At 67.5% G+C, this 18,024-nt stretch carries 18 protein-coding genes and 1 tRNA gene; 18 read left to right on the top strand and 1 reads right to left on the bottom strand.

The window, feature by feature from the left end; all coding sequences use genetic code 11:
* The first annotated feature begins 114 nt into the window (after positions 1–114).
* The 8 genes from AB4059_RS10165 (at position 115) to maiA (ending at position 5,215) form a co-directional block, all read left to right on the top strand.
* The gene (locus tag AB4059_RS10165) at positions 115–1,308 is read left to right on the top strand and encodes a TIGR03032 family protein (protein ID WP_498978790.1); all 1,194 of its coding nucleotides are present in this window, start codon (positions 115–117) and stop codon (positions 1,306–1,308) included.
* Positions 1,305–1,745 (top strand): EF-hand domain-containing protein, encoded by a 441-nt coding sequence (locus tag AB4059_RS10170; protein WP_498978791.1) that lies wholly within the window; start codon positions 1,305–1,307, stop codon positions 1,743–1,745. The genes AB4059_RS10165 and AB4059_RS10170 overlap by 4 nt, the downstream gene beginning before the upstream one ends.
* Positions 1,746–1,747: 2 nt before the next feature.
* Positions 1,748–2,299: a hypothetical protein gene (locus AB4059_RS10175; RefSeq protein WP_498978792.1), complete on the top strand. Its 552-nt coding sequence runs from the start codon at positions 1,748–1,750 to the stop codon at positions 2,297–2,299.
* 134 nt (positions 2,300–2,433) lie between these two features.
* Positions 2,434–2,862: a 50S ribosomal protein L13 gene (gene rplM / locus AB4059_RS10180; protein WP_498963783.1), complete on the top strand. Its 429-nt coding sequence runs from the start codon at positions 2,434–2,436 to the stop codon at positions 2,860–2,862.
* 9 nt (positions 2,863–2,871) lie between these two features.
* Positions 2,872–3,264 (top strand): 30S ribosomal protein S9, encoded by a 393-nt coding sequence (gene rpsI, locus AB4059_RS10185; RefSeq protein WP_498963781.1) that lies wholly within the window; start codon positions 2,872–2,874, stop codon positions 3,262–3,264.
* 45 nt (positions 3,265–3,309) lie between these two features.
* Positions 3,310–3,384 (top strand) — tRNA-Gln (locus AB4059_RS10190).
* Between the two features lie 81 nt (positions 3,385–3,465).
* Complete coding sequence (locus AB4059_RS10195) at positions 3,466–4,458, top strand: fumarylacetoacetate hydrolase family protein (protein ID WP_498978793.1); 993 nt, start codon at positions 3,466–3,468, stop codon at positions 4,456–4,458.
* 85 nt (positions 4,459–4,543) lie between these two features.
* Positions 4,544–5,215, top strand: coding sequence for a maleylacetoacetate isomerase (maiA, locus tag AB4059_RS10200; protein WP_498978794.1), 672 nt, complete (start codon positions 4,544–4,546; stop codon positions 5,213–5,215).
* A gap of 51 nt (positions 5,216–5,266) precedes the next feature.
* Here the strand turns inward: maiA and AB4059_RS10205 are convergent, their stop codons facing one another.
* On the bottom strand, positions 5,267–6,373 hold the full coding sequence (locus AB4059_RS10205; protein ID WP_498978795.1) for a PilT/PilU family type 4a pilus ATPase: 1,107 nt from the start codon (positions 6,371–6,373) through the stop codon (positions 5,267–5,269).
* 158 nt (positions 6,374–6,531) lie between these two features.
* Between AB4059_RS10205 and AB4059_RS10210 the strand changes: the two genes are divergently transcribed.
* The 10 genes from AB4059_RS10210 to AB4059_RS10255 all read left to right on the top strand — a co-directional run bounded on the left by AB4059_RS10210 (position 6,532) and on the right by AB4059_RS10255 (position 18,009).
* Positions 6,532–7,782: an OmpA family protein gene (locus AB4059_RS10210; protein WP_498978796.1), complete on the top strand. Its 1,251-nt coding sequence runs from the start codon at positions 6,532–6,534 to the stop codon at positions 7,780–7,782.
* Between the two features lie 331 nt (positions 7,783–8,113).
* Positions 8,114–8,329 carry an HP1242/YdcH family protein gene (locus AB4059_RS10215; RefSeq protein ID WP_498963771.1) on the top strand — a complete coding sequence of 72 codons (216 nt, stop codon included), beginning with the start codon at positions 8,114–8,116 and terminating at the stop codon, positions 8,327–8,329.
* A 145-nt stretch (positions 8,330–8,474) separates the two neighbouring features.
* Positions 8,475–9,857, top strand: coding sequence for a pyridoxal-phosphate dependent enzyme (locus AB4059_RS10220; RefSeq protein ID WP_498978797.1), 1,383 nt, complete (start codon positions 8,475–8,477; stop codon positions 9,855–9,857).
* Positions 9,858–9,906: 49 nt separating this feature from the next.
* A complete protein-coding gene (locus AB4059_RS10225; protein ID WP_498978798.1) occupies positions 9,907–11,079 on the top strand; it encodes a cystathionine gamma-synthase in 1,173 nt (390 codons plus the stop codon).
* 15 nt (positions 11,080–11,094) lie between these two features.
* Positions 11,095–14,370 (top strand): glycosyltransferase, encoded by a 3,276-nt coding sequence (locus AB4059_RS10230; protein WP_498978799.1) that lies wholly within the window; start codon positions 11,095–11,097, stop codon positions 14,368–14,370.
* Positions 14,367–15,395, top strand: coding sequence for a GHMP family kinase ATP-binding protein (locus AB4059_RS10235; protein WP_498978800.1), 1,029 nt, complete (start codon positions 14,367–14,369; stop codon positions 15,393–15,395). The genes AB4059_RS10230 and AB4059_RS10235 overlap by 4 nt, the downstream gene beginning before the upstream one ends.
* Positions 15,392–15,979 (top strand): D-sedoheptulose-7-phosphate isomerase, encoded by a 588-nt coding sequence (locus tag AB4059_RS10240; RefSeq protein ID WP_498978801.1) that lies wholly within the window; start codon positions 15,392–15,394, stop codon positions 15,977–15,979. The genes AB4059_RS10235 and AB4059_RS10240 overlap by 4 nt, the downstream gene beginning before the upstream one ends.
* Entirely contained in the window at positions 15,969–16,664 is a 696-nt protein-coding gene (locus AB4059_RS10245; RefSeq protein WP_498978802.1) for a nucleotidyltransferase family protein, read from the top strand. The genes AB4059_RS10240 and AB4059_RS10245 overlap by 11 nt, the downstream gene beginning before the upstream one ends.
* Entirely contained in the window at positions 16,661–17,254 is a 594-nt protein-coding gene (locus tag AB4059_RS10250; RefSeq protein ID WP_498978803.1) for a D-glycero-alpha-D-manno-heptose-1,7-bisphosphate 7-phosphatase, read from the top strand. Before AB4059_RS10245 ends, AB4059_RS10250 begins: the two co-directional genes overlap by 4 nt.
* Complete coding sequence (locus AB4059_RS10255; RefSeq protein ID WP_498978804.1) at positions 17,251–18,009, top strand: class I SAM-dependent methyltransferase; 759 nt, start codon at positions 17,251–17,253, stop codon at positions 18,007–18,009. The genes AB4059_RS10250 and AB4059_RS10255 overlap by 4 nt, the downstream gene beginning before the upstream one ends.
* Positions 18,010–18,024: the final 15 nt, after the last annotated feature.

Here is an 18,024-nt window from a genome sequence, read left to right on the forward strand (position 1 = left end):
TCCGCCGGGGCCCATTCAGCGGTCGGGTCGGGTTCCATAAGCAAAAAGCGCTGGCAGCCGGCGCGGAAATCGATTCAACTGTCCCGCTGGGGCAGGGGATATCTGGAGAAGTTCGTGGCAAGCAGCAAGAAGACGCCCGGCGGCGAGAAGCCCGCCGCGCAGGTGCAGGGTGCGGACGTTGCACCGGCCGTGGAAACCCCGGCCAAGGCGGAGGCATCCCCTGAACAGCGGGCGCCGCTGGACCTCACCAAACTCAAGGTCGAGAAGAGCTGCTCGCGCGGGCTGTCGACGTGGTTGTCGAGCAACCGCGTGTCGCTGGCGATCTCCTCGTACCAGACCGGCCGCGTCTACCTGGTCGGCAGCGACCAGCAGGGCCGCGTGTCGTTCTTCGAACGCATCTTCGAACGTGCGATGGGCATCGTCGGCAACGCGCAACGCATCTATCTGGGCGGCCTGTACCAGCTGTGGCGCTTCGAGAACGTGCTGCGCCCCAACGAGATCATCCACGGCAAGTTCGACAAGTGCTACGTGCCGCGCAATGCGCAGACGATCGGCGACCTCGACATCCACGAGCTCGGCATCCGCAGCGATGGCCGCGTCGTGTTCGTCAACACCAAGTACTCGTGCCTGGCCGAGCTGAGCACGACGCACAGCTTCAAGCCGATCTGGAAGCCGAGCTTCATCAGCAAGCTCGCGCCGGAAGACCGTTGCCACCTCAACGGCCTGGCGATGAAGGACGGCGCGCCGAAATACGTCACGGCGGTGTGCAAGTCCGACGCGGTGGATGGTTGGCGCGATCGCCGCATGAACGGCGGCGTGGTCATCGACGTGGAAACCGACGAAATCGTCTGCGAGGGCCTGTCGATGCCGCACAGCCCGCGCTGGGCGAACGGCAAGTTGTGGGTGCTCAACGCGGGCACCGGACACCTGGGTTACGTGGATTTCGCGACCAAGTCCTTCGTGCCGACCGCATGGTTCCCGGGTTTCCTGCGCGGCTTGTCGATCGTCGGCAATGTCGCGGCAGTGGGGTTGTCGAAGCCGCGCAACCAGCGCTTCGAAGGCCTGCAGCTGGACGAAGAACTCAAGAAGCGCGATGCCGAACCGTGGTGCGGCGTGCAGATCGTCAACCTGGCCAACGGCGACGTCGTCAACTGGATCCGCTTCGAAGGCGACATCAGCGAGATCTTCGACATCAGCTTCCTGCCCAATGTCGTCAACCCGATGATGATCGGCCTGCGCACGGCGGAAATCCGCGAGCTGATCACTTTCGAACCCGAACAATCGCCGCAGTCCGAGGCTCTCGCATGAAGTCGCGCATTTTCTTCGCCGTTGCCCTGTTGGTGGCCGCGCCCGCGTTCGCGCAGCAGGCCGCAAAGCCCGCCGCGCAGCCCGGGTTGCAGGGCGGCCCCGACGCGACCTTCGCCGCGTGGGACAAGGACGGCAACGGCACGCTGACGAAGGATGAATTCCGCGCCGGCTGGATGGCCACGCGCGACGACCTCGCGCTGCGCCGCCTGCAGACCGAATTCGCGCGCCACGACACCGACAAGAGCGGCAAGCTCGAAGCCGGCGAATACGCGCAGCTCGCGCTGGTGCTGCGCGCGGGCAAGTCGGCGCCGGCGATGACGGCCTTCGACAAGAACAAGGACGGCGGTTTGCAGTTCGCCGAGTACATCGACTTCATCAAGGTCGCAGGGGCGCAGCAACCGCGCGCAGTCGCGCCCGCCACACCGAAGGCGAAGTAAGCATGGCCTATTCGATCGTTCCGACCTGGGGCCAGGTCACGCCGGAACTGCAGGCCGAGCTCGTCGACTTCTGGATCGGCCACAAGGCGATGGCCGATGCCGATCGCGCGAAGATGCGTGCGCAGCAGGCCGTGTGCGTGCTGCGCGATGCCGACGGCGCGCTGTGCGGCGTGGCCACCGCCTTCGTGCAGGTGCGCCCGCGCCTGCGCCAGCCGATGTACTACTTCCGCCAGTTCATCGCGCCCGCGCATCGCCAGCAACAGCAGGCCTTGCCGATCTTCAGGGCGGCCTGCGAGATCCTCGAAGCGGCCAACCAGCGTAAGCCGCAGTGCCTGGGCGTGCTGATGGAGATCGAGAACCCCGACCTGGCGCGGGTCTTCTCGCACGTGGTCGGCGCGCGCACCGGCGCGGTCTTCCTCGGCTATTCGCCGCGCGGGCACCAGCTGCGGGCGGTCTACTTCAAGGGCGCCAAGCTGTTCGCACCGGTGGCCTTGCGCCGTCGCCAGCCGGCCCAGGGCGCCGTGAAGGCCCCCGAAAAGGCCCCCGCGGCCTGATTTTCCAAGGGGCGCGGGTTGCGGCGCCCCCGTGGGGCCGGTATGATTCCGCCTCTTTTGTTCCGCCCTACATCGCGCGGCAACCTTCCGGCTGGCCCGGAACAAGCCCGACCATGTACCAATCGAGTCACGCAATGAAGACTTTTACCGCCAAAAACGAGACCGTCCAGCGCGACTGGTACATCGTCGACGCCGAAGGCAAGACCCTCGGCCGCCTCGCCACCGAGCTCGCACGTCGCCTCCGTGGCAAGCACAAGCCCGTTTACACGCCCCACGTCGATACCGGCGATTACCTCGTGGTGATCAACGCCGAGAAGATCCACGTGACCGGCCGCAAGCTGCAGGACAAGATGTACTACCGGTTCACCGGCTACATCGGCAACCTGAAGTCCGAATCGCTCGCCCAGGCGCTCGAGCGCCACCCCGAGCGCGTCATCGAAACCGCCGTCAAGGGCATGCTGCCCAAGAACCCGCTGGGCCGTGCGATGTATCGCAAGCTCAAGGTCTACGCTGGCCCGAATCATCCGCACACGGCCCAGCAGCCGCAGCCCCTGGACATCTAAGGTAACGACATGGCTATCCAGCAGAATTACGGCACCGGCCGCCGCAAGTCCTCGACCGCCCGCGTGTTCCTGCGCAAGGGCACGGGCAACATCACCATCAACGAGCGCACGATCGAAGACTTCTTCGGCCGCGAGACCGCCCGCATGATCGTGCGCCAGCCGCTCGAACTCACGCAGTCGACCGACAAGTTCGACATCGTCGTGACGGTCGAAGGCGGCGGCATCACCGGCCAGGCCGGTGCGATCCGCCTCGGCATCTCCCGCGCGCTGGTGGAATACGACGAGTCGCTGAAGTCCGACCTGCGCAAGGCTGGTTTCATGACCCGCGACGCCCGCGAAGTCGAGCGCAAGAAGGTCGGCCTCCACAAGGCCCGCCGCGCCACGCAGTTCTCGAAGCGCTAATCGCTCGGTTACGGCTTTCGCGGTAGAATCGCAAGACAGCTCAATAGCCCCGTCGCCAAGCGGTAAGGCACCTGACTCTGACTCAGGCATTCGGTGGTTCGAATCCATCCGGGGCTGCCAAACAAAGAAGACCCGCCGAAAGGCGGGTTTTCTTTTTTCCGTACAATGCACGGCTCCCACGCGTCGGAAGAGCCCCCTGCAATGAAGCTCGGTTCCCTCAAGGACGGCGGCCGCGACGGCACGCTGATCGTCGTTTCCCGCGATCTGTCGCGCGGTGTGCGCGCCACCACCATCGCCCCGACCCTGCAGCGCGCGCTGGAAGACTGGTCCAATGCCGCGCCGCGCCTGAACGCGCTGTCCGATGCGCTCAACGCCGGTACCGCGCCCGACGCCTTCGACATCGACATGGCCGCGCTCGCCGCGCCCCTGCCGCGTGCGTATGAGTTCGTCGACGGCAGCGCTTACCTTCCGCACGTCGAGCGCGTGCGCCGTGCGCGCGGGGCCGAAGTCCCCGAAAGTTTCTACGTCGACCCGCTGATGTACCAGGCCACCAGCGCCGGCTTCCTCGGCCCGCGCGACGCGGTGAAGGTGGTCGACGAAGGCTATGGCATCGACCTGGAAGCGGAGATCGTCGTGATCACCGACGACGTGCCGATGGCCGTCTCCGCCGAACGCGCCGCGACCCACATCCAGCTCGTCGGCCTGGTCAACGACGTCTCGCTGCGCAACCTGATTCCCGGCGAACTCGCCAAGGGCTTCGGCTTCCTGCAGTCCAAGCCGCGCTCGGCGCTTTCGCCGGTGTTCGTGACGCCGGACGAACTGCACGACGCCTGGCAGTCCAACAAGGTGCACCTGCCGCTGCTGACGCACATCAACGGGCAGTGGTTCGGCGCGCCGGAAGCAGGCGTGGACATGCAGTTCGATTTCGCGCAGCTGGTCGCGCACGCGGCGAAGACGCGTCCCCTGTCGGCGGGCACCATCGTCGGCTCGGGCACGATCGCCAACGCCGATACCTCCAAGGGCGCCTCGTGCTTTGCCGAAAAGCGCACGGTGGAAACGCTGGAACACGGCAAGCCGTCGACGCCGTTCCTCTCCTTCGGCGACGCGGTCCGCATCGAGATGCTGGATGCGCAGGGCCGCAGCATCTTCGGCGCCATCGACCAGCGCATCGAACGGCAGACCCCGGCGGTCTGAGGGTGGGCCCGGCGGGCTTCCGCGCCCGCCTGCGCCAAGCTAATGTGGACGCGCCGCCAACCGCGGCACGGGGGGAAGGGCGGCAGTGAACGACCGGCTTCGTCTGTATTCGTACTGGCGCTCCAGCGCCGCGTATCGCGTGCGCATCGGCCTGAACCTCAAGGGCCTGCCGTACGAACAGTTCCCCGTGCACCTGGTGCGCGACGGCGGCGACCAGCACAAACCTGCGTTCCGCGCGACCAACCCGCAGGGCCTGGTGCCGGTGCTCGAACACGGCCAGCGGATGCTGCGCCAGTCGATGGCGATCCTCGAATACCTCGACGAGGTGTGGCCCGATCCGCCGCTGCTGCCCGCCACCGCGCGCGACCGCCAGCGCGTGCGCGCGCTCGCGCAACTGGTCGCGTGCGACATCCATCCGCTCAACAACCTGCGCGTGCTGCAGTATTTCGAGCGCGAGTGGCACGTGCCGCAGCCCGAGCGCGACGAATGGGTGCGCCACTGGATCTGCGACGGCCTGGATGCCTTCGAGGCGATGCTGCACGACCATCCCTCGACCGGCGCCTTCTGCGATGGCCACGCACCGACCATCGCCGATGCCTGCCTGATCCCGCAGCTCTACAACGCGCGCCGCTTCGGCGTGGACATCGCACGCTTCCCGACCATCGCGCGCATCGAGCAGGCATGCCTCGCGCACCCGGCCTTCGACGACGCGCGGCCGGAGAAACAACCCGATGCGCCGGAGAAACCCGCCGGCTGAAAAAAAGCCCCGCATCGCGGGGCTTTTCGTTTCTGGCGATCTCGAGATGCCTCAGTGCGTTTCGAACACGTCCGCGTAAGGGTCGTGTTCGCCGGTCGCGCCTTCGGAGAGGCGGAACTTCAGCGCCAGGCCATCGCGCGAGTCGGCGGCGTTGAGCGCCGATTCCTTCTCGATCTTGCCTTCCTTGTACAGGCGGAACAGGCACTGGTCGAACGATTCCATGCCCGCTTCCAGCGACTCTTCCATCGCCTGCTTCAACTCGTGCACCTGGCCGCGGCGCAGCAGGTCGCGGATCATCGGCGTGTTGATCAGCACCTCGCACGCGGGGATGCGGCGGCCGTCGACGCCGATCACCAGACGCTGCGAAATCACCGCCTTGAGGTTCAGCGCCAGGTTCATCAGCACGTTCTTGTGCGCGGCCTCGGGGAAGAAGTTGAGGATGCGTTCGATCGTCTGGTCGGCGTTGTTGGAGTGCAGCGTGGCCAGGCAGATGTGGCCGGTCTCGGCGAAGGCGATCGCCGCTTCCATCGTCGTGGCGTCGAGGATCTCGCCGATGAGGATGACGTCCGGCGCTTCGCGCATCGCGTTCTTCAGCGCGTTGTGGAAGGCGTGCGTGTCCAGGCCGACTTCGCGCTGGTTCACGATCGACTTCTTGTGCTTGTGCAGGTATTCGATCGGATCCTCGATGGTGAGGATGTGGCCGGCCGAGGTGCTGTTGCGGTGGTCGATCATCGACGCGAGCGTGGTCGACTTGCCCGAACCGGTGGAGCCCACGATCAGCACCAGCCCGCGCGGGGCCATGATGATTTCCTTGAGCACCTGCGGCAGCTGCAGCTCCTCGATCGAGGGGATGATGCTGCGGATGGCGCGGATCACCATGCCCACTTCGCCGCGCTGCTTGAACACGTTCACGCGGAAGCGGCCCGAATCGGCCAGGGCAATGGCGATGTTGAGCTCGAGCTCGCGCTCGAACTGCGGCACCTGGCCCTCGTCCATCAGGGAGTAGGCGATCTTCTTGACCATGCCCGCGGGCAGGCCGGTGTTCCCGAGCGGATAAAGCTTGCCTTCGACCTTGATGTACACCGGCGCGCCGGTGGTCAGGAACATGTCGGAGGCATTCTTTTCCGTCATCAGCTTCAGGAAATAGCCGATGTCCATAGCGCGTACTCTCTCCCGGAGGCGACCGTTTGCATGCGCGGCGCCGGCTCAACACAATGACTGCGCGCTCAATCCCCTATAGACCGGCACGGCACCCCTCTATGCGCCCAAGCTTCGCACACTTCACCCGAACGCAACACGCGAGGCTCTGCGGCCTTGTGATCGCAATCGCGTTGTCCGGTTGCGCCAGCGTGCCGCCGCCGACCGGCGAGTTGTCGGCTGCGCAGCAGTCGGTCTCGCGCGCCGAAAGCGCCGATGCCGACCAATACGCAGCCGCCGAACTGGCCGCGGCGCGCAACGCGCTGACCCGGGCGCAGGCCGCCATGTCGCAAGGCGAAGACGCAGACGCGCGCGCCCTGGCCGATACCGCTTCGGCCCAAGGCGACCTGGCCTATGCCAAGAGCCGGGCCGCCACGACCCAGGCCGATTACGACCAGCGCCGCAACGAGATCGCCGGGCTGCGTCAGCGCCTTGGCGTCCAGGGCGACGAGGCCGCGCCGCTGGAATGGGCGGGAGCTCCCGTGGTCGTCGACGGCACGGCGCAGGATTCGCTCAACGCACGGCTCGTCGCCCTCGACGCCGATGCCCGCCTGCAAGGGCTGGCGGCCTACGAGCGCCTCCGCGCCCGCCAGGCGGTCGACAGGCTCGCGACCGTGTCCAAGCGCGATCGCGGGGCCGCCACGCAAATCGCCGTTGCCCGGGTGGAGACCGCCACGATCGCGGCCCATGCCGAAGCCACCCGTCGCGAAGTCGACCGCCTGGACCGCGAACGCAGCGACCTGCTGGTCGAATCCAGCCGCCAGGATGCCGAGCGCGCCCGCCAGGAGACCGAGCGCCTGCGCCTTGAAACGCAGATCCAGATGGAAGAAGCGCAGCGCCTGCGCGCGGCCGCCGAATCCGAAGCCGCCGCCCGCGCACAGGCCGACCAGATCGTCCTGGATGTCGCCGGCGACCAGGCCGCCAAGCTCGCGGCCGCCAAGGCGCGCGATGCGGAACTTGCCCGCAAGGAAGCGCAACTCACCGGCGCGGTCGGCGACCTGCCGCCGTCGAAACGCACATCGGCCGGCGAAGTCTTCACCCTCGGCGGCGATGCCTTCGCTTCGGGCAAGGCCACGCTGTCCTCCAGCGGCAGCGGCAGCGTGCGCGCGCTGGGCGCCTACATCGCCGCCGCACCCACCGGCACGATCCGCATCGAGGCGCATACCGACGGGCAGGGGGAGGCCGCCGCCAACCAGGACCTCTCCCAACGCCGCGCCAACGCCGTGCGCGACGCGCTCGCCGCGGCCGGTGTCCCGAAGTCGAAGCTGCAGGCCACCGGAAAGGGGGAATCGGATCCGATCGCCAGCAACGACACGGCGCAGGGCCGTGCGCGCAACCGTCGCGTCGAGATCATCGTCGCTGACAAATAACCTTTTATTTTCAATACGTTGACACAGCCTTGCCGGCTGTCGGCAAGCGGCCGCAAATCGACGATCGTCCCCTTGCCGAGTCGTGGGGGGAGGAGTAGCGTCGATCTCCCGAGCAGACTCTTGCTCGGCTTGCGAGAGACCAGGCCGATGACGCAAACGCCCGTATCCGAGGAGCGTGCCGCCGGACGAAACGTCCGGTCAGGCGCCGAATCGAATGCCCCGGCGGCCTGCGGAACCATCGACCCGATGATCCTCGCCCCCATGGACGCCCCGTGCCCCAGGCCCGGGGCGTTCGCGTTTTTGAAGGTCGTGCGATTTTCAGGAGGCTGACATGTTCGAAGGGCAACCGCAGGCGGAACTCGACGCGCTGATGAAGACCAATCCCGAGTTCAAGAGCCTGTATCAGCGCCACAAGGAACTCGACAAAAAAGTGCTCGACGCCGAACTCGGCGTGCTGGCCGTCGACGACCTCACCTTGACGAAGATGAAACGCGAGAAGCTCGCCGCGAAAGACCGCCTCGTCACGATGTACGACGGACGACACTGACCTTTCCTACCGTCGTGGGCGGCACCGGCGTCCTCGTCCGCCGGTGCCGCCCGCGGGGGCATCAAGCCGCGCTGATAAGCGCCGCCCTTCATAAGAGATAATCGCCCTCTCGCCGCGCAACGCGGCCGCACCCCGGGCGATCCGCATGCCGATCCACCAATCCGTGCTCGAATTGATCGGGCAAACCCCGGTCGTCCAGGCCCAGCACCTGGACACGGGCCCGTGCACCTTGTTCCTCAAGCTCGAAAGCCAGAACCCCGGCGGCTCGGTGAAGGACCGCATCGGCGTTTCGATGATCGAAGCGGCGGAAAAACGCGGCGACATCAAGCCCGGCGACACCCTGGTCGAAGGCACCGCGGGCAACACCGGCATCGGCCTTGCGCTCGTCGCGCAGCAGAAGGGCTACAAGCTGATCCTCGTCGTGCCCGACAAGATGAGCCGCGAGAAGATCTTCAACCTCAAGGCGATGGGCGCGCAGGTCGTGCTCACGCGCAGCGACGTCGCCAAGGGCCATCCGGATTACTACCAGGACATGGCCGAGCGCATCGCGCGCGAAACGCCCGGCGCGTATTTCATCAACCAGTTCGGCAACCCCGACAACCCCGCCGCGCACGAGTTCGGCACGGGCCCGGAGATCCTGCGGCAACTGGATGGCGACCTGGACGCGATCGTCTTCGGTTGCGGCAGCTCGGGCACGATGACGGGCCTGTCGCGTTGCTTCGCGCAGCACTCGCCGAAAACCGAGTTGATCCTCGCCGACCCCGTCGGCTCGATCCTCGAGGAATACATCAACCGCGGCACGCTGTCCGACAAGTCGGCGAGCTGGATGGTCGAAGGCATCGGCGAGGATTTCCTGCCGCCGATCTCCGACTTCTCGCGCGTGAAGCAGGCCTACGCCATTTCCGACAAGGAAAGCTTCCTCACCGCGCGCGAACTGCTCTCGAAGGAAGGCATCCTCGGCGGTTCGTCCACCGGCACCTTGCTCGCGGCCGCGTTGCGTTATTGCCGCGAGCAAACCACGCCCAAGCGCGTCCTCGTCTTCGTCTGCGACACGGGCAACAAGTACCTGTCGAAGATGTACAACGACTACTGGATGCTCGACAACGGCTTCCTGGAACGCGAATCGCACGGCGACCTGCGCGATCTGATCCTGCGCCCGTATTCGCGCAAGGACACCGTCGTCGTCGCCCCGACCGACCTGCTGGTCACCGCCTACCAGCGCATGAAGCTCTACGACGTCTCGCAGCTGCCCGTGATGGATGGCGAGAAGATCGTCGGCATCGTCGACGAATCCGACGTCCTGCTGCACGTCTACGGCAACGAAGACCGCTTCCGCGACCCGGTGTCCACCGCGATGGTGTCCAAGCTGGACATCCTCGACGTGCGCTCGCCGGTGGAGGCCCTGCTGCCCGTCTTCGACCGGGGGCATGTGGCCATCGTCACGGAGGGGACGACCGAAGGCACGCGTTTCCTCGGCCTCATCACGCGCATCGACCTGCTCAACTGGCTGCGGCGCCGGGTCCAGTAAAGCGGGTATGGGCTAGACTTCCCGCCTTGATTCCACGAGGCGGGCAGGCATGAAGGACGAAGGTCGCAACGCGCAAAACCATGGCCGGGGCACCCTGGCCATCCACGCGGGCCAGTCCCCCGATCCGTCGACCGGCGCGGTCATGACGCCGATCTACGCCACGTCCACGTATGCGCAGTCCAGCCCCGGCGAACACCAGGGCTTCGAGTACTCGCGCACGCACAACCCGACGCGCTTCGCCTACGAGCGCTGCATCGCCGGCCTGGAAGGCGGCTCGCGCGGGTTCGCGTTCGCCTCGGGCCTGGCGGCCACGTCCACCTTGCTGGAGTTGCTCGACACCGGCGACCACGTCGTGGCGATGGACGATGTGTACGGCGGCACCTTCCGTTTGTTCGAACGCGTGCGCCGCCGTTCGGCGGGCCTGGACTTCAGCTGGGTCGATCTCACCGATCCGGCGCAGTTCGAAGCCGCGATCCGCCCGACCACCAAGATGGTGTGGATCGAAACGCCCACCAATCCCCTGCTGAAGATCGTCGACATCGGCGCGATCGCGAAGATCGCGAAGAAGCACGGCCTGCTGGTGGTGGTCGACAACACCTTCTCCTCGCCGATGGTGCAGCGCCCGCTGGAACATGGCGCCGACATCGTCATGCATTCGGCGACCAAATACCTCAACGGCCACAGCGACATGGTCGGCGGCATCCTGGTCGTGGGCGACAACAAGGAACTGGGCGAACAGCTCGCGTTCCTGCAGAACTCCATCGGCGCGGTGCAGGGGCCCTTCGACAGCTTCCTCGCGCTGCGCGGGCTGAAGACCCTGCACCTGCGCATGCGCGCGCATTGCGAGAACGCACTCGCGCTCGCGCAATGGCTGGAAACGCAGCCCGCGATCGAGCGCGTCGTCTACCCGGGCCTGGCCTCGCATCCGCACCACGCGCTGGCCAAGCGCCAGATGGACGGCTTCGGCGGCATTGTCACGATCTTCGTCAAGGGCGGGCTCGAGGCGTCCAAGCGTTTCTGCGAACGGACCGAGTTGTTCACGCTGGCCGAATCGCTCGGTGGCGTGGAAAGCCTCGTCAACCATCCGGCGATCATGACGCACGCGTCGATCCCGCCCGAGCGCCGCGCGCAGCTGGGCCTGTTCGACAATCTCGTGCGCCTGAGCGTCGGCGTGGAAGACCTCGCGGACCTGCAGGCCGACCTGGCGCACGCGCTGGGCTGACGGATGCAGGATCCGATGGAATTCACCGGCGAGCGGTACGTGCCCACGGAGCAGGGCGAAATCCGCCAGGAACACGTGCATCGCTACGCATGGGCGCAATCGCTCGCGCAGGGGCGCGAAGTGCTCGACATCGCCAGCGGCGAAGGCTACGGCTCGGCGATGCTCGCGCAATCGGCGCGCAGCGTCACGGGCGTGGACATCGATCCCGACGCCGTGCGCCATGCCGCCGCGCGCTATGCCGCGGCCAACCTGCGCTTCATCGAAGGCAGTGCCGCGCAGATCCCGCTGGCCGATGCGAGCATCGACTTGGCGGTCTCCTTCGAAACGATCGAACACCACGATCGCCACGAAGAGATGTTGCGCGAACTGCGCCGCGTGCTGCGCCCCGATGGCGTGCTCGTGCTGTCCTCGCCCAATCGCGTCGTCTATTCCGAGCTCGCGGGGCACCACAACGAATTCCACGTCCGCGAACTGGATTTCGCGGAACTCGACGCGCTGCTGCGCCGGCACTTTCCCGCGGTGCGCTACTACGGCCAGCGCATGTCCGCCGGTTCGCTCGTGGTGCCGATCGGCGCCGGCGACACCGCGACGATCGCGCCGCTGGCCGATGCGCCCGCCGGCATCGCATCGCGCGCACCGAAGATGTCCGATCCGGTTTACTTCATCGCGCTCGCCGCTGCCGACGAATCCCTGCTGCCCGCGCGCGATGCCTCGGTGTTGTTCTCCGACGAAGAAGATCTGTACGCGCGCACGCGCGAAATCGCGGCGTGGGCCAGGCAGCAGGACGCCTCCGTCCAGTCCTTGCGCGAGCGCGTGGGCACGCTCACCAGCGAACACGCCGACGCTGTCCGGTGGGCGCAATCGCAGGCGGCCGACGTGGAGGCACTGCGCGCGCGGGTCGGCACGCTGACGGAAGAACACGCGCAGGCGGTGCAATGGGCGCAGCGCCTGGATGCCGAACACCAGAAGACCGTGGCGTGGGCGAAGGGCTTGGACACGGAGCTCGACGACTTGCGTCGCCAGCACGCGGCCCTGGTCAATGAGCACGGCCGCACCGTGGCGTGGGCGCAGTCGCTCGACCGCGATGTGTTCGCCTTGCGCGAGCGCGTTGTCGAAGCGGCGGGCGAAGTGCGCCGCATGCTGCAGTTGCTCGCCGACACGCATCGCGAACTCAGCGCCGAAATCGACGCACGGGATCGCTATGCGATGCAGCTGCGCAATGTCATCGACCAGATCCGCGGCTCGGCGGCGTGGCGCCTGACCGGGCCCTTGCGTCGTGCGCTGGCGAAACTGCGCAGGACTGCGCCCGAAGTCGTCCTGCCCGCGCCACCGCCGACGGGCGGCGCGCGTGCCGTGCGGTTCGGCGACCTGCGCTTCGATGCCACCGAGTCCCCGCGCGTCACCGTCGTCGTGCCGACCTGGGGCAACGTCGCCTACACCGCCGCGTGCCTGCGTTCGCTGATGATCTCCGGTGCGAGCGTTCCCTACGAAGTCCTCGTGATCGAAGATGCCTCCGGCGACGAGGCGATGGCCGCGTTCGCCGACGTGCCGGGCCTGCGCTATCACGTCAACGAAACCAACCTGGGCTTCATCCGTTCGTGCAACCAGGCGATCGCGCTGGCGCGCGGCGATTACCTGGTGTTCCTCAACAACGACACCGAAGTGCGGCCGGGCTGGCTCGACGCGCTGCTGGATGTGTTCGCGCAACACGCGGATGCGGGCATCGCCGGATCGAAACTGATCTATCCCGACGGTCGCCTGCAGGAAGCCGGCGGCATCGTCTGGCGCGATGGATCGGCGTGGAATTACGGACGCCTGGGCGATCCGAACGCGGGCGAGTTCAACTACGTGCGCCGCGTGGATTACTGCTCCGGCGCCGCGCTGATGGTGCCGCGCACGTTGTTCGAACGCCTGGGCGGCTTCGACGAACGTTACGTGCCGGCGTATTGCGAAGACTCCGATCTCGCATTCCGGATCCGCGCCGAAGGCCTGGAGGCGTACTACACGCCCTTCTCCGTGGTGGTGCACCACGAAGGCATCTCGCACGGAACGGACACCGGCTCGGGCATCAAGGCCTACCAGGTCGACAACCAGCGCAAGTTCCTCGAGCGTTGGCGCGACACGCTCGCCGCGCACTATCCGAACGCGCAGTGCGTGACGCGTGCGCGCGATCGCGCGTGGGATCGCCCGGTCGTGCTCGTGATCGATCACTACGTGCCGCAGCCCGATCGCGATGCGGGCTCGCGCACGATGTTCGCGTTCCTGCGCCGCCTGGTCGAAGCCGGCTGCGTGGTGAAGTTCTGGCCGGAGAACCTGCACTTCGATCCGGACTACGCGCCGGCGCTGCAGGCGCTCGGCATCGAGGTCTACACCGGCGGCGACTGGATGCGCGGATTGCCCGCCCTGCGCGAAGCGATCGGCGAGGAAGTCGACGCGATCCTGCTTTCGCGCCCCGACGTCGCGGAGAAATTCCTGGCCCAGGCGCGCGACGCGTTCCCGCGCGCGCGCATCGCCTACTACGGCCACGACCTGCATTTCCGCCGCGTGCGCCAGGAAGCCGATGTGCTCGGGCAACCGGCGCTGCTCGCCCACGCCGACAAGCTCGAGGAACTCGAGCGCGAGGTGTGGCGAGGCGTGGATGTCGTGCTCTATCCCTCGCAGGATGAAGCCGACGCCGTGCGTTCCCTCGAACAGGACGTCGACGCACGCCCGATCCTGCCCTACGCCTACGATGCCTTCCCGCGCATGGACGGTCCGGGCGAACGCAGCGGCCTGCTGTTCGTCGCCGGCTTCGCCCATCCGCCGAACGTGGATGCGGCCGAATGGCTGGTGTACGAGATCATGCCGCGCGTGTGGGCGCGGCGCCCCGAAGCGCGTCTCTCGCTCGTCGGCGCAAATCCCACGCCGCGCGTGCAGGAACTGGCCGAAGGGCGCGTGGAAGTCACCGGCTTCGTCAACGATGAAGCATTATTCCGCCGCTACGCCACCGCGCGCGTGTGCGTCGTACCGCTGCGCTTCGGCGCGGGCGTGAAGAGCAAGGTCGTCGAAGCCTTCCAGCAGGGCACGCCGCTGGTCACCACGCCGGTCGGCGTGCAGGGCTTGCCGGGCGCCGAGGCGGTCTGCGACGTGGCTGACGACCCGCAGGTCCTCGCCGACGCACTCGTCGCGCTGCTCGACGATGATGCGAAGTGGACGCAGCGTTCGCACGCGGCCACCGACTATGTCGCGCAGCGCTTCTCGCGCGAGGCGATGGCCGCCACCCTTCTCGACGCACTGGGAGTCCAGCGATGATCGTGCGTGCGCGTGCCCCGTTGCGCCTGGGCCTGGCCGGCGGCGGGACCGACGTCGCGCCGTACTGCGATCTGCACGGCGGCTTCGTGATGAACGCGGCCATCGACAAGTATGCCTACGCCATCGTCGATCCCTCGCCAGACGGCCAAGTCGAACTGCACGCACTCGACCGCGCGTGCGTCGCGCGCTGCGCGCCGGATTCGGTGAAGAGCGAGGATCGCGACCTGCAGTTGTTGCTCGGCACCTACCTGCGCATCTGCCGCGATTTCCTCAACGACGAGCGCCCGGCGATCCGCCTGCGCAGTTTCTCCGATGCACCGCCGGGGTCGGGCCTGGGCTCCTCCTCGACGATGGTGGTGGCGCTCGTCGCCGCGCTCGCCGAATACTTCGGGCTGGCGCTGGGCGAATACGAAATCGCAAGGCTCGCCTACGAAATCGAACGCCACGATCTCGCGCTGGCCGGCGGCAAGCAGGACCAGTACGCCGCGGCCTTCGGCGGATTCAACTTCATGGAATTCCACGCCGACGACCGCGTGATCGTGAATCCCTTGCGGATGAAGGATTGGGTGGTCGCCGAGCTCGAAGCCTCCTTGCTGCTGTACTTCACCGGCGTCTCGCGCGATTCGGCGCGCATCATCGACGAGCAGGCGCGCAACGCGAAGGCGGGCAAGGCCGTGCCGGTGGAGGCGATGCACCAGCTCAAGGCCGAGGCGGTGGCGATGAAGGAATCGCTGCTGCGCGGCGACCTGGCCGCCTTCGCGCGCACGATGCAGGCCGGCTGGGAAGCGAAGAAACAGATGGCCGCCTCGATCACCAATCCGATGATCGATTCGGTCGAAGCCGCCGCCCGCAAGCACGGCGCACTCGCCACCAAGGTGAGCGGGGCAGGCGGCGGTGGGTTCATGATGTTCGCGTGCGACCCGGCCGACCGCGTCGGCCTGTCGCGCGCGTTGCTCGAACAGGGCGGCACGTTGCTGGATTTCCACTTCAACCCGCGCGGCGCTGTCGCATGGAGGAGCCCGTGAAGACGTTCATCGCCGACGAGTTCGACAAGGCGCTCGCCAACTTCGCGGCGATGGCGGGCGACGCCGCGCTCAGGCAGCGCATCGAGGATGCGGTGTCGCTGTGCACCGCGGCGCTGCGCAACGGCAACAAGATCCTGTTCGCGGGCAACGGCGGCAGCGCGGCCGACGCGCAGCACTGGGCCGGCGAGCTGGTCAGCCGCTTCTACTACGATCGCCCGGGGCTTCCCGGGATCGCGCTGACCACCGACAGCAGCATCCTCACCGCGATCGGCAACGACTACGGCTTCGACTACGTGTTCGCACGGCAGGTCGAAGCGCTCGGCCGGCGCGGCGACGTCCTCGTCGCGATTTCCACGTCGGGCAATTCGAAGAACATCCTGCGCGCGATCTCCGCGGCGAAGGAACGCGGCCTGCACGTCATCGGCTACACCGGCCGCACCGGCGGCGCGATGGCGGCGCAATGCGACCTGTGCTTCCACGTGCCGTCCGACGACACGCCGCGCATCCAGGAAGGCCACGAGTTCCTCGGCCACATGCTCTGCGCCCTGATCGAAACGCAAATGCATCCGCGCGATGGCGGTTGACGAAGCGATCCTCCTCGTCGGCGGTCTCGGCACGCGCTTGCGCGAAGTCGTCGCCGACGTGCCCAAGCCGCTGGCGCCGGTCGCGGGTCGGCCGTTCCTGGCGTGGGTGCTCGATGCGCTCGCCGCGCGCGGCATGCGCCGCGTCGTGCTGGCCACCGGCCACGGGGCAGGGCAGGTGGAAGCGGCGATCGGTGCGCACTGGCAGGGCATGGCGGTCGCGTACTCGGTGGAGGATCGACCGCTCGGCACCGGTGGCGCGGTGCGCCACGCGTTGCGCCTGATCGAAGGCGCGGGCACGCACGTGCTCAACGGCGACACCTACCTGGACTACGACCCGCGCGCGCTCGAAGCGACAACGCGCGAGGCCAACACGTGCATCGGCGTCGCCCTCGCGCACGTCGACGACGCGGGCCGCTACGGCAGCGTCGACGTCGGCGCAGGCCGCGTCACCGCGTTCCGCGAAAAAGGCGGCAGCGCGCCGGGCTGGATCAACGCGGGCTGCTATTTCCTCACGCGCGCGGCGATCGACACGCTGCCGTCCGCCGAGCGCTTCTCGCTGGAACACGATTGGCTGCCCGCGCGTGCCGCGGCGGGCGACATCGCCGCGTTCGAAGACACGCGCGATTTCATCGACATCGGCGTGCCCGCCGATTACGCGCGCGCACAGGGATGGTTCGCGCGATGACGTTCGTCGATGCCGCGCACTTCGACGATCCGACCCTGCAGGCGCAACTGGCCGCGTGGCCGGCACCCCGCCGCGCGTTGTTCCTCGACCGCGACGGCGTGATCAACGTCGACCACGGTTATGTCCACGCCGCCGAGCGCACCGATTTCCTGCCGGGCATTTTCGACCTCGTGCGCACCGCGCGCGCGGCGGGTTTCGCGCCGATCGTCGTGACCAACCAGGCCGGCATCGCGCGTGGCCTGTACGACGAGGCGACATTCCTGTCCTACACCACGTGGGTGCATGTGCAGTTCCGCGCGCACGATGCGCCCTTGTTCGCCACCTACTACTGCCCGCACCATCCCACCGCCGGCATCGGCGATGCGCGGCGCGCCTGCGCGTGCCGCAAGCCGCAGCCGGGCATGTTGTTCGCCGCCGCGCACCACCTGCACATCGAGCTGCCGGCCTCGCGCCTGCTCGGCGACACCCAGGCCGACCTCGACGCGGCCCGCGCGGCCGGCGTGCGCGACGCGCGCCGCCTGGATCCACACAGCGACGACGACGCCGTGTTCCGTACACTCGACCAAGCCCTCGACTGGTTTTCCGCATGACGCACACCGCATCTCCCGCCACGGCCACCTTCGGCGTGGACGACATCAAGGCCTGGTTCGAGCGCCCGCGCACCTCGCGGCTGGCGCGCGATCGCGTGATGGAGCTGTACTTCACCTTCCATCCGCGCACGGCCTTCCTCAAGACGCTGCCGCCGAAAGCGTCGGTGGTGGATGTCGGCGCGGGCGACGGTTCCTTGTCGGTGTTCCGCGCGTGGCCCGCGCCGGAACGCGGCGACCTGGAACTGCACGCGTATTCGATCGAGAAGGGGCGCCTGTTCGATCAGTTCGCCAGCTTCGAGATCGGCGACTGGAATCTCGCGCCGCCGGAATTCGGCGGCCGCACCTTCGACGCGATCCTGTGCGCGCACTTCATCGAGCACATCGCCGACCCGCGCACGTTCGTCGAATGGGCCGCGCGCAAGCTCGCGCCCGGCGGGCGCATGTACCTGGAGTGGCCCGCGCCGGCCGCGCTCACGCTGCCTTCGCGCGATGTATTGCAGCGCGCCGGCGTGGACCTGGTGATCTCGCGCTTCGACGACGACCACACGCATCGCGACCTGCCCGACGGCGATGCGATCGCCGCCGCGCTGGCCGCCGCGGGATTGCAGATCCAGGCGCGCGGGACCGTGCGCCTGCCCTGGCTGGAAGAAGAGATGCTCGCGCATTTCCGGGACGACGCCGATGGTTTCCCGCGGCAGGCCGCCTTCTGGTCGCGGACCGGGTGGTCCCAGTACATCGTCGTGGAACGAGGCTGATAAACTCCGGCCGCA

This window comes from Lysobacter sp. 2RAF19, assembly GCF_052115395.1.
In the GTDB taxonomy this organism is placed as follows: Bacteria; Pseudomonadota; Gammaproteobacteria; order Xanthomonadales; family Xanthomonadaceae; genus Noviluteimonas.

Excerpts from the sequence above, each read along its gene's own strand:
- rplM (WP_498963783.1), top strand. The coding sequence starts at position 2,434 with ATGAAGACTTTTACCGCCAAAAACGAGACCGTCCAGCGCGACTGGTAC.
- AB4059_RS10255 (WP_498978804.1), top strand. The coding sequence starts at position 17,251 with ATGACGCACACCGCATCTCCCGCCACGGCCACCTTCGGCGTGGACGAC.
- AB4059_RS10235 (WP_498978800.1), top strand. The coding sequence starts at position 14,367 with ATGATCGTGCGTGCGCGTGCCCCGTTGCGCCTGGGCCTGGCCGGCGGC.
- AB4059_RS10195 (WP_498978793.1), top strand. The coding sequence starts at position 3,466 with ATGAAGCTCGGTTCCCTCAAGGACGGCGGCCGCGACGGCACGCTGATC.
- AB4059_RS10175 (WP_498978792.1), top strand. The coding sequence starts at position 1,748 with ATGGCCTATTCGATCGTTCCGACCTGGGGCCAGGTCACGCCGGAACTG.
- rpsI (WP_498963781.1), top strand. The coding sequence starts at position 2,872 with ATGGCTATCCAGCAGAATTACGGCACCGGCCGCCGCAAGTCCTCGACC.
- AB4059_RS10245 (WP_498978802.1), top strand. The coding sequence starts at position 15,969 with ATGGCGGTTGACGAAGCGATCCTCCTCGTCGGCGGTCTCGGCACGCGC.
- AB4059_RS10215 (WP_498963771.1), top strand. The coding sequence starts at position 8,114 with ATGTTCGAAGGGCAACCGCAGGCGGAACTCGACGCGCTGATGAAGACC.
- AB4059_RS10205 (WP_498978795.1), bottom strand. The coding sequence starts at position 6,373 with ATGGACATCGGCTATTTCCTGAAGCTGATGACGGAAAAGAATGCCTCC.
- AB4059_RS10250 (WP_498978803.1), top strand. The coding sequence starts at position 16,661 with ATGACGTTCGTCGATGCCGCGCACTTCGACGATCCGACCCTGCAGGCG.
- AB4059_RS10220 (WP_498978797.1), top strand. The coding sequence starts at position 8,475 with ATGCCGATCCACCAATCCGTGCTCGAATTGATCGGGCAAACCCCGGTC.
- AB4059_RS10230 (WP_498978799.1), top strand. The coding sequence starts at position 11,095 with ATGGAATTCACCGGCGAGCGGTACGTGCCCACGGAGCAGGGCGAAATC.
- AB4059_RS10170 (WP_498978791.1), top strand. The coding sequence starts at position 1,305 with ATGAAGTCGCGCATTTTCTTCGCCGTTGCCCTGTTGGTGGCCGCGCCC.
- AB4059_RS10225 (WP_498978798.1), top strand. The coding sequence starts at position 9,907 with ATGAAGGACGAAGGTCGCAACGCGCAAAACCATGGCCGGGGCACCCTG.